The sequence below is a fragment of the Streptomyces sp. NPDC002004 genome (assembly GCF_053593975.1).
The window spans coordinates 1-8,809 of sequence record NZ_JBSFDP010000071.1; the positions used below are offsets into that span (position 1 = coordinate 1).

2 protein-coding genes are annotated in these 8,809 nt (G+C 73.3%); both read right to left on the reverse strand.

The annotated features are described in order from the left end of the window. A partial coding sequence (locus ACWCP6_RS36950; protein ID WP_450937050.1) for a non-ribosomal peptide synthetase occupies positions 1-2,499 on the reverse strand: 2,499 nt, incomplete at its 3' end. A 58-nt stretch (positions 2,500-2,557) separates the two neighbouring features. Beyond that, the coding region (locus ACWCP6_RS36955; RefSeq protein ID WP_450937049.1) for an amino acid adenylation domain-containing protein at positions 2,558-8,809 on the reverse strand (6,252 nt) is incomplete at its 5' end.

Sequence of the window (8,809 nt, forward strand, 5' to 3'; positions counted from 1 at the left end):
CATCCGGCCCCCCGGCACCCCGAACGGATCCGCCACAAAACGCTCCGACGTCAGCCCCGCACGCCCCAGATACCCACGCGCCAGACCAGGACCGGTGACGTAGAGCTCGCCCGCGACCCCGGTGGGGGCGGGGCGCAGCATGTCGTCCAGGACGTACACGCCCGCGTTGAGGATCGGGCCGCCGAGCGGCGGGACCTGGGCGCCGGTCAGGGGACGGCTCATGGTGGAGCAGACGGTCGCCTCGGTGGGCCCGTAGGCGTTGACCATGAGCCGCCCGGCGGACCAGCGTCCCACCAGCTCGGGCGCGCAGGCCTCTCCGGCGACGATCAGCGTCATGTCCGCGGGGAGGCTGTCCGGTGCCATCACGCCGAGCACGGCGGGCGGCAGTGTCACATGGCTGACCCGCTGTTCCCGGAGGAGGCCGGCGAGCGGTGCCCCGGCCTCCAGCCGGCGGGCGGGCGCCAGGACCAGGGCGGCGCCGTTGGTCAGCGCCATGATCAGTTCCCAGGCTGCGGCGTCGAAGCTCAGGGACGCGAACTGCAGGACCCGTGAGCCGGGGCCGACCCCGAAGGCCTCCACATGGGTGGCCGCCAGGGACGCCACTCCGGCGTGGGTGACCGAGACGCCCTTGGGGCGGCCGGTGGAGCCGGAGGTGTAGATGACGTAGGCGGGGTGCCGCAGTCCGGCGCGGACGGACGGCGCGGTGTCCGGCAGGCCTGCCAGTTCGGCGAGGATCTCCGGGTCGTCCAGGTCGATGCGCGGGCAGGGGGCGTCGGGGAGCGGGACCCCGGACAGGGAGAGCAGGCAGGCGGGCCGCGCGTCGTCGAGCATGTAGGCGATCCGCTCGGCCGGGTACTCCGGGTCGACCGGCAGATAGGCGCCGCCCGCCTTGTGCACGGCGAGCGCCGCCACCACCATCTCCGGTGTGCGCGGCGCCGCGAGGGCCACGATCCTCTCGGGTCCCACACCACGGCCGGCGAGCAGCCGGGCGAGGCGGTTGGCGCGGGCCTCGAGGTCGCCGTAGCTCACGACGGTGTCCTCGAAGACGACGGCGGGCGCCTGCGGAGTGCTGCGTGCCCAGGAGGCGACGAGTTCCGGCATGGTCGCGGCCGGGACCGCGCGGCCCGTGGCGTTGTGCTCCTCGACGAGCCGCCGGTGTTCGGCCGCGTCGAGCACGTCGGCCCGGCCGATGGCGCGGTCCGGGGCCGAGACAAGCGCGTCGAGCACCCTGGCCAGGCGCTGTGCGAGGACCTGTGCGCTGCTCTCGTCGAAGAGGTCGACGGCGTACTGGATCTCGCCGACGAGGCCCGCCGGGGCGCCCTGCGGGGTGTGCCGTTCCTCCAGGTAGAAGGTCAGGTCGACCTTGGCGACTCCGGTCTCCACCTCGCCGAACGAGGCGTCGACGCCGGGGATGGAGAAGGTGCCGCCGGCGTTGCTCTGGAGGGTCAGCAGGACCTGGAAGAGCGGAGCGTGGGCGAGCGAGCGGGCCGGGCGCGCGGCTTCCACGACGCGTTCGAAGGGCACGTCCTGGTGGGCGTACGCGGCGAGGTCGGTCTCCCGTACGCGGGCGAGGAGTTCGCGGAAGGTCGGGTCGCCGGACACGTCCGTGCGCAGCACGAGCGTGTTGACGAAGAAGCCCACCAGATCGTCCAGCGCCTCGTCGGTGCGCCCCGCCACCGCCGTGCCCAGCGGGATGTCGCTGCCGGCGCCGAGCCGCGAGAGCAGCACCGCGAGCGCGGCCTGCACCACCATGAAGACGGTGGCGTCGCAGTCCCGGGCCAGTTCCACGACGCGCCGGTGGCAGTCGGCGTCGACGGTGTAGCGCACGGTGGCGCCCCGGTGGGATGCGACGGCGGGGCGGGGACGGTCCAGCGGCAGCTCCAGCAGCTCGGGCGTCCCCGCCAACTGCTCCTTCCAGTAGGTGAGCTGTTCGCTGATCAGGCTCTCGGGGTCGTCCTCGGCTCCCAGCACCTCCTGCTGCCACAGCGCGTAGTCGCTGTACTGCACCGGCAGCGGTTCGAACGCGGGCGCCTCTCCCCCGCACCGGGCGGCGTACGCCCGGGACAGGTCGCGGGCGAGCGGGGCCATGGACCAGCCGTCGCTCGCGATGTGGTGCATCAGCAGGAGCAGCACGTGCTCGTGCTCCGAGACCCGGTAGAGCGTGACCCGCAGGGGCACCTCGGTGGCCAGGTCGAAGCAGTACCGCGCCTGTGCGGACAGGGCGGCCGTCAGCTCGTCCTCACCGGCGAGTTCGACCAGGTCGACCTTCGGTGACGCCCCCTCGGCACCGACGGGCAGCACCACCTGGCAGGGCTCGCCGTCCACCTCCGTGAACCGTGTCCGCAGCACCTCGTGCCGCTCGGTCACATCGGTCACGGCCGCCACCAGCGCGTCCCGGTCCAGCCTGCCCGCCAGACGTATGTACAACGGGCAGTTGTACGTCGGTTCGGGCCCTTCCAGCTGGAAGGCGAACCACAGCCGGCGCTGCGCATACGACATGGGGAACAAGGGAGGATCCTCCGGGGACTGATGTGTGGGACGCGAAGGGGTGGGGACGTCAGGACGACGGCCTGCGGCGCATGGCGCGCAGCGATGGGCGGGCCTTGCGGGCGCCGTCGAGCTGTCCCGCGAGCTCGGCGACGGTCGGGTTCTCGAAGACCGCCCGGACCGTGATCTCGGCGCCGAGCTCGGCCCGGACACCGCTGATCAGCCGGGTGGCCAGGAGCGAGTGACCGCCCAGCCGGAAGAAGCTGTCGTGGATACCGACCCGCGGCAGTCCGAGCAGTTCGGCGAAGAGCCTGCACAGGGTCTCCTCGCGGGGGCTGCGCGGGCCCTGGTACGCGGCGGACGCGGTGGGCGCACCGGGGGCGGGGAGGGCCTTGCGGTCGACCTTGCCGTTCGGGGTGAGCGGCCACTGGTCCACGAGGACGACGGCGGAGGGCACCATGTGCCCCGGCAGGCTGCCGGAGATCTGCTCCAGCAGTTCCTCCTCGGGGCGCGTGCCCTCGGCGAAGGCACCGGGGAGCGCCTCCGCGTAGGCCACGATGCGCCGCTCGCCCGGCCGGTCCTCACGCACCGTCGCAAGGGTCTGCTTGATCTGCGGCAGGGCGTCGAACGCGGCCTCGATCTCGCCGAGTTCGATGCGGAACCCGCGCACCTTGACCTGGGCGTCGGTGCGGCCGAGGTATTCGAGGTCGCCGTCGGGGCGCCGCCGTACGAGGTCCCCGGTGCGGTACATCCGCTCTCCGGGCGCCCCGTAGGGGTTGGCAACGAACCGTTCGGCGGTCCGGGCGGGCCGGCCCCGGTAGCCCCGGGCGAGCCCGGGCCCGGCGATGTACAGCTCGCCGGGGATGCCGACCGGCACCGGGCGCAGGCCCGGGTCCAGGACGTACGCCCGGGTGTTGGCGACGGGGGATCCGATGGGCGGGACCCCCTCGCCGGTCAGCGGCCGGCTCATGGTGGCCGCGACGGTGGACTCGGTGGGCCCGTACGAGTTGATCATGCGGAAGCGGCCCGCCCAGCGGCCCGCGAGTTCGGCACTCACGGCGTCGGCGCCGGTCACCAGGGTGCGGAAGTCGGGGAACGGCCCGTCCGGGACGGTGGCGAGGGCGGCCGGAGGGATCAGTGCGTGGGTGATCCGGGCCTCGCGCAGCACGCGGCCCAGCTCCTCACCGGCCAGCGGGTGCGTCTGCGGGACGACGAGGGCGGCGCCGGTCGTCAGCGCCATGACCAGCTCGATCACCGAGGCGTCGAAGCTGGGCGAGGACAGCTGCAGGACCCGGCTGCCGGGGTCGAGGGCGTAGTTCTCCCGTGCGGAGAGTGCCAGCGACGCGACACCGGCGTGGGTGACCTCGACGCCCTTGGGGCGGCCCGTCGACCCGGAGGTGTAGATGACGTACGCCGGGTGGTGCAGCCCTGCACGGGCTGCGGGCGGGCCGGCCGGGACCGCCGCAAGCTCCGCGAGGACGTCGGCGTCGTCCAGTTCCAGCCGCGGGCACTCGGACTCGGGCAGGTGGACCCCGCTCATGGTGACCAGGCAGACGGGCCGGGCGTCGTCGAGCATGTAGGCGATCCGCTCGGCCGGGTACTCCGGGTCGACCGGCAGATAGGCGCCGCCCGCCTTCTGCACGGCGAGCATCGCCACGACCAGGTCCGCCGACTTCGGCAGGGCGAGTGCGACGACCTGCTCGGGTTCGACGCCCCGTCCGGCGAGCAGCCGGGCGAGACGGTCGGCCCGCTCGTCGACCTCCCGGTAGCTGTACTCCTCGTCCCCGTGGACCAGCGCCGTGGCGCTCGGCGCCTCGGCCGCCCGGGCCTCGAAGAGCTCGGGCAGGGTCAGTTCGGGGGTGCTGCGCGTGGTGTCGTTCCAGCCGGACAGCAGCCGGCCGCGCTCCTGCCCGTCGAGGATCTCGAGCTGCCCGACGCGCTGGTCGGGGTCGGCGACGGCCGACCGCAGCACGCGCACCAGCCGGTCCGTGAGGGCGACGACCGTGGCGTGGTCGAAGAGGTCGGTGGCGTACTTCACCTCGAGGGCGAGTCCGTCGGGGGCGAGTTCCGCATCGTGCTGCTCCTCCCAGAAGAAGATCAGGTCGAACTTGGCGATCTCGTTGGTGACCTTCGGCGATGTGGCCTCGGCGCCGGGGAAGTCGACGCTGCCGCGGTGGTAGCTCTGGAGCGTCGTGACGACCTGCACGAGCGGCGAGTGGGAGAGCGCCCGGTCCGGGTTGACCTCTTCCACGACCCGCTCGAAGGGCACGTCCTGGTGGGCGTAGGCCGCGAGGTCGGTGGTGCGGGTCCGGGCCAGCAGTTCCCGGAAGGTCGGGTCGCCGGACACGTCGGTGCGCAGCACGAGCGTGTTGATGAAGAACCCGACGAGGTCGTCGAGGGCTTCGTCGGTGCGGCCCGCGACGGCGGTGCCGACGGGGATGTCGGTGCCGGAGCCGAGGCGGGACAGCAGCGCGGCGATCGCGGCGTGCAGCACCATGAACAGGGTGGCACCGGATGTCCGGGCGAGGGCCACGAGGTCGCGGTGGAGCGCGGGGTCCAGTTCCAGCTCGATGTTGCCGCCCCGGTGGCTGGGCACCGCGGGGCGGGGCCGGTCCAGGGGCAGGGCGAGCAGCTCGGGCGCGCCCGCCAGCTCGCGCTTCCAGAAGGCGAGCTGTCGGGAGATGACGCTGTCCGGGCTGTCGGGCGAGCCGAGGAGGTCCCGCTGCCACAGCGCGTAGTCGCCGTACTGCACCGGCAGCGGTACGAAGTCCGGTGCCCGGTGGGTGCACCGCGCGGCGTACGCCTGGGAGAGGTCGCGGGCGAGCGGAGCCATGGACCAGCCGTCGCTGGCGATGTGGTGCATCACGATCGCCAGGACGTGTTCCCGCGCGCCGAGCGAGAACACGAAGGTCTGCAGCGGGAGTTCGCCGACGAGGCCGAAGGGGTGCTGCGCGGCCTGCGCCAGCGCCTGCGCGAGCTGTTCCTCCCCGGCCACCGGCCGGAAGGTCACATCGGGGGTGAGCTCCCCTGCGGGCAGGACCTGCTGGTAGGGCTCGCCCGCCTCTTCCGGGTAGACGGTGCGCAGCACCTCGTGCCGCGCGACCAGGTCGGCGACGGCGGCGCGCAGGGCGTCGTGGTCGAGGGGGCCGGTGAGCCGGATCCAGGTGGGGATGTTGTACGTGACGCTGGACCCCTGGAGCCGGTGGATGAACCAGAGCCGGCGCTGGGCGAACGACAGCGGCATCCGCTCGGGGCGCTCGGCGGCGACCAGTGCCGGGCGGGCGCGCTCGGCCTTGTCGAGACGGGCCGCGAGGCCGGCCGGCGTGGGGGTCTCGAAGACGGCCCGGATGGAGAGTTCGACCTCCAGGACGCTACGGAGGTGGGCGATCAGCCGGGTGGCGAGGAGCGAGTGCCCGCCCAGGTCGAAGAAGTTGTCGTCGACGCCGACCCGGTCGAGTCCCAGGGCCTCGGCGAAGGCACCGCAGAGGATCTCCTCGTGCGCGGTGCGCGGGCCCCTGCCGACGGCCGCGGTGCCGTAGTCGGGCACGGGGAGCGCACCGCGGTCGAGCTTCCGGTTGGCGGTCAGCGGCAGTTCGTCGAGCAGCACGAAGACGGCCGGCACCATGTAGTCGGGCAGCTGGGTCGCGGCGTGGCGGCGCAGCGCGGCCGGGTCGGGCGAGGTGCCCGCGGCGGGGACGGCGTAGCCGACGAGGCGCTTGTCCCCGGGACGGTCTTCACGGACGATCACGGCGATCTGGGCGACCTCGGGGTGGGCGCCGATGACCCCTTCGATCTCACCGAGTTCGATGCGGAAGCCGCGGATCTTGACCTGGTGGTCGACCCGGGCGATGAACTCGAGCTGTCCGTCGGCCCGCCACCGGCCGACGTCGCCTGAGCGGTACATACGGCTGCCGGGCGGTCCGTAGGGGTTGGCGACGAAGCGCGTGGAGGTCAGGTCGGGGCGGCGGTGGTATCCGCGGGTGACGAGGTCACCGGCGATGTACAGCTCGCCCGGGCTGCCGGCCGGGACGGGGCGCAGCCGTTCGTCGAGCACGAACATCTGCGTGTTCCAGACGGGCCGGCCGATGGTGACGACGCCGGAGGGTACGGAGTCGCCCGGCTCGATCCGGTACTCGGAGCAGCCGACGGTGGTCTCCGTCGGGCCGTACTCGTTGACGACGGTCGCCCCGGGGTGCCGGGCCCGCCACTCGTCGAGGACCTCGCCCATCAGGGACTCGCCGCCGAGGACGAGCTGTCCTCCGGGCGAGAACCGGTCGGGCAGGTCGATGAGGAGCGGCAGATGGCTCGGGGTCGCCTTCACGAAGTCGGGCCGCGGGTGTTCCTGCCCGCCCGCTGCGGATGCGCTTGACTCGTCCAGCTCGATCAGCTGGACGCTGCCGCCCGAGGTGAGGGGGGCGAACAGTCCGGTCACGGTCAGGTCGAAGGCGACGGGCGAGTGCACCAGGGCCCTGCCCGCGACCGCGGGGTAGGCGGACCGCGTCCAGGTCAGATAGCCGTCGAGGGAGCGGTGCTGCACCGTGACGCCCTTGGGGCGCCCGGTCGACCCGGAGGTGAAGATCACGAAGGCGGCGTGGTCGGGCAGCAGCGGGGCGCCGCGGTCGGCGTCGGTGAGGTTCCCGGCGGAATACCGGGCCAGTTCGGCGGCCACAGCGGCGTCGTCGAGCGGCAGCAGCGGGCACGGCGCCGGGACGTGGTCGAGCACGCCCTGCTCGGTGAGGACGAGGACCGGCGCCACGTCCTGCAGCATGAAGGCGAGCCGGTCCGCCGGATAGGACGGGTCGAGCGGCAGATAGGCGGCGCCCGCCTTGAACACGGCGAGCAGGGCGACGACCAGGTCCACCGAGCGGGGCATCGCCACGGCGACATGGCGCTCGGGCCCGGCGCCCCGCGCGACCAGGAGACGGGCGAGCCGGTTGGCGCGCTCGTTGAGCTCACGATAGGTGAGGGCGCTGTCCTCGTGGACGACGGCGGTGGCGTCCGGTACCCGCGCGGCCTGCGCCTCGAACAGCTCGGGGACGGTCAGGCCCGACGGCTCGCGCCGCTCGCCCTGCCACTCGTCCAGCAGCCGGGAGCGTTCCGTGGCGGTCAGCAGCTCAAGCTCGCCGACCGGTACGTCGGGCCCGTCGGCGACCGCGCCGAGCAGCCGGACCAGACGCGCGGTCAGGGCCTGGGCGGAGCCCTCGTCGAACAGGTCCGTGGCGTATTCGAGGTGGGCGTCCACGCCGGTGCAGGAGCCGTCGGCGGCCTTCTGCTCCTTGGCGTGGAAGGACAGGTCGAAGCGGGCGGTCCGCCGCGACACGTCCTCGGGCACGAAGGCGGGCCCCTCCTGCCCGGCCGTGGGGTCCGGGACGTTCTGCGAGGTGAGCATCGTCTGGAAGAGCGGCGTGTGGGAGAGCGAGCGGACCGGGTTGACCGCCTCGACGACACGGTCGAAGGGCACGTCCTGGTGGGCGTACGCGGCGAGGTCGGTCTCCCGTACGCGGGCGAGGAGTTCGCGGAAGGTCGGGTCGCCGGACACGTCCGTGCGCAGCACGAGCGTGTTGACGAAGAAGCCCACCAGATCGTCCAGCGCCTCGTCCGACCGCCCCGCCACCGCCGTGCCCAGCGGGATGTCGGTCCCCGCGCCGAGCCGCGAGAGCAGCGCGGCGATCGCGGCCTGGAGCACCATGAAGAAGGTGACGTCGCAGTCGCGGGCGAGCCGCGCCAGCCGCTGGTGCAGTGCGGCGTCCAGGGTGAAGCGGACGGTGGCGCCCTGCTGCCCGGCGACGGCGGGGCGGGGGCGGTCGAGGGGCAGTTCGAGGAGTTCCGGCATCCCCGCCAGCTGCTTTTCCCAGTAGGCGAGCTGTCCGGAGACCAGGCTCGCCGAGTCGTCCTCCTCACCCATCATCTCGCGCTGCCACAGTGTGTAGTCCGCGTACTGGACCGCGAGGGGTTCCCAGTCCGGTCCGCGGCCCGCAGCGCGCGCCGCGTACGCAGCCGACAGGTCACGCATCAACGGCGCCACCGACCAGCCGTCGCTCGCGATGTGGTGCATCAGGAACAGCAGTACGTGATCCGGCTCCCGCAGCCGCTCGTGCTCGCGTGCCCGTTCCCGGCCCTGGCCCGGCTCCGGTGCCTGCTCGTGCTCGCGTCCCGGCTCGCCGACACGGAAGAGGGTGACGCGCAGCGGCACCTCGGTGGTCAGGTCGAGGCCGACCCCGGCCCGTTCCGTCAGTGCTGCGCGCAGTTCCTCCTCGCCCGCCACGTCGATCCGCTCCACCACCGGCACCGCCTCACCCACCGGCAGCACCACCTGACACGG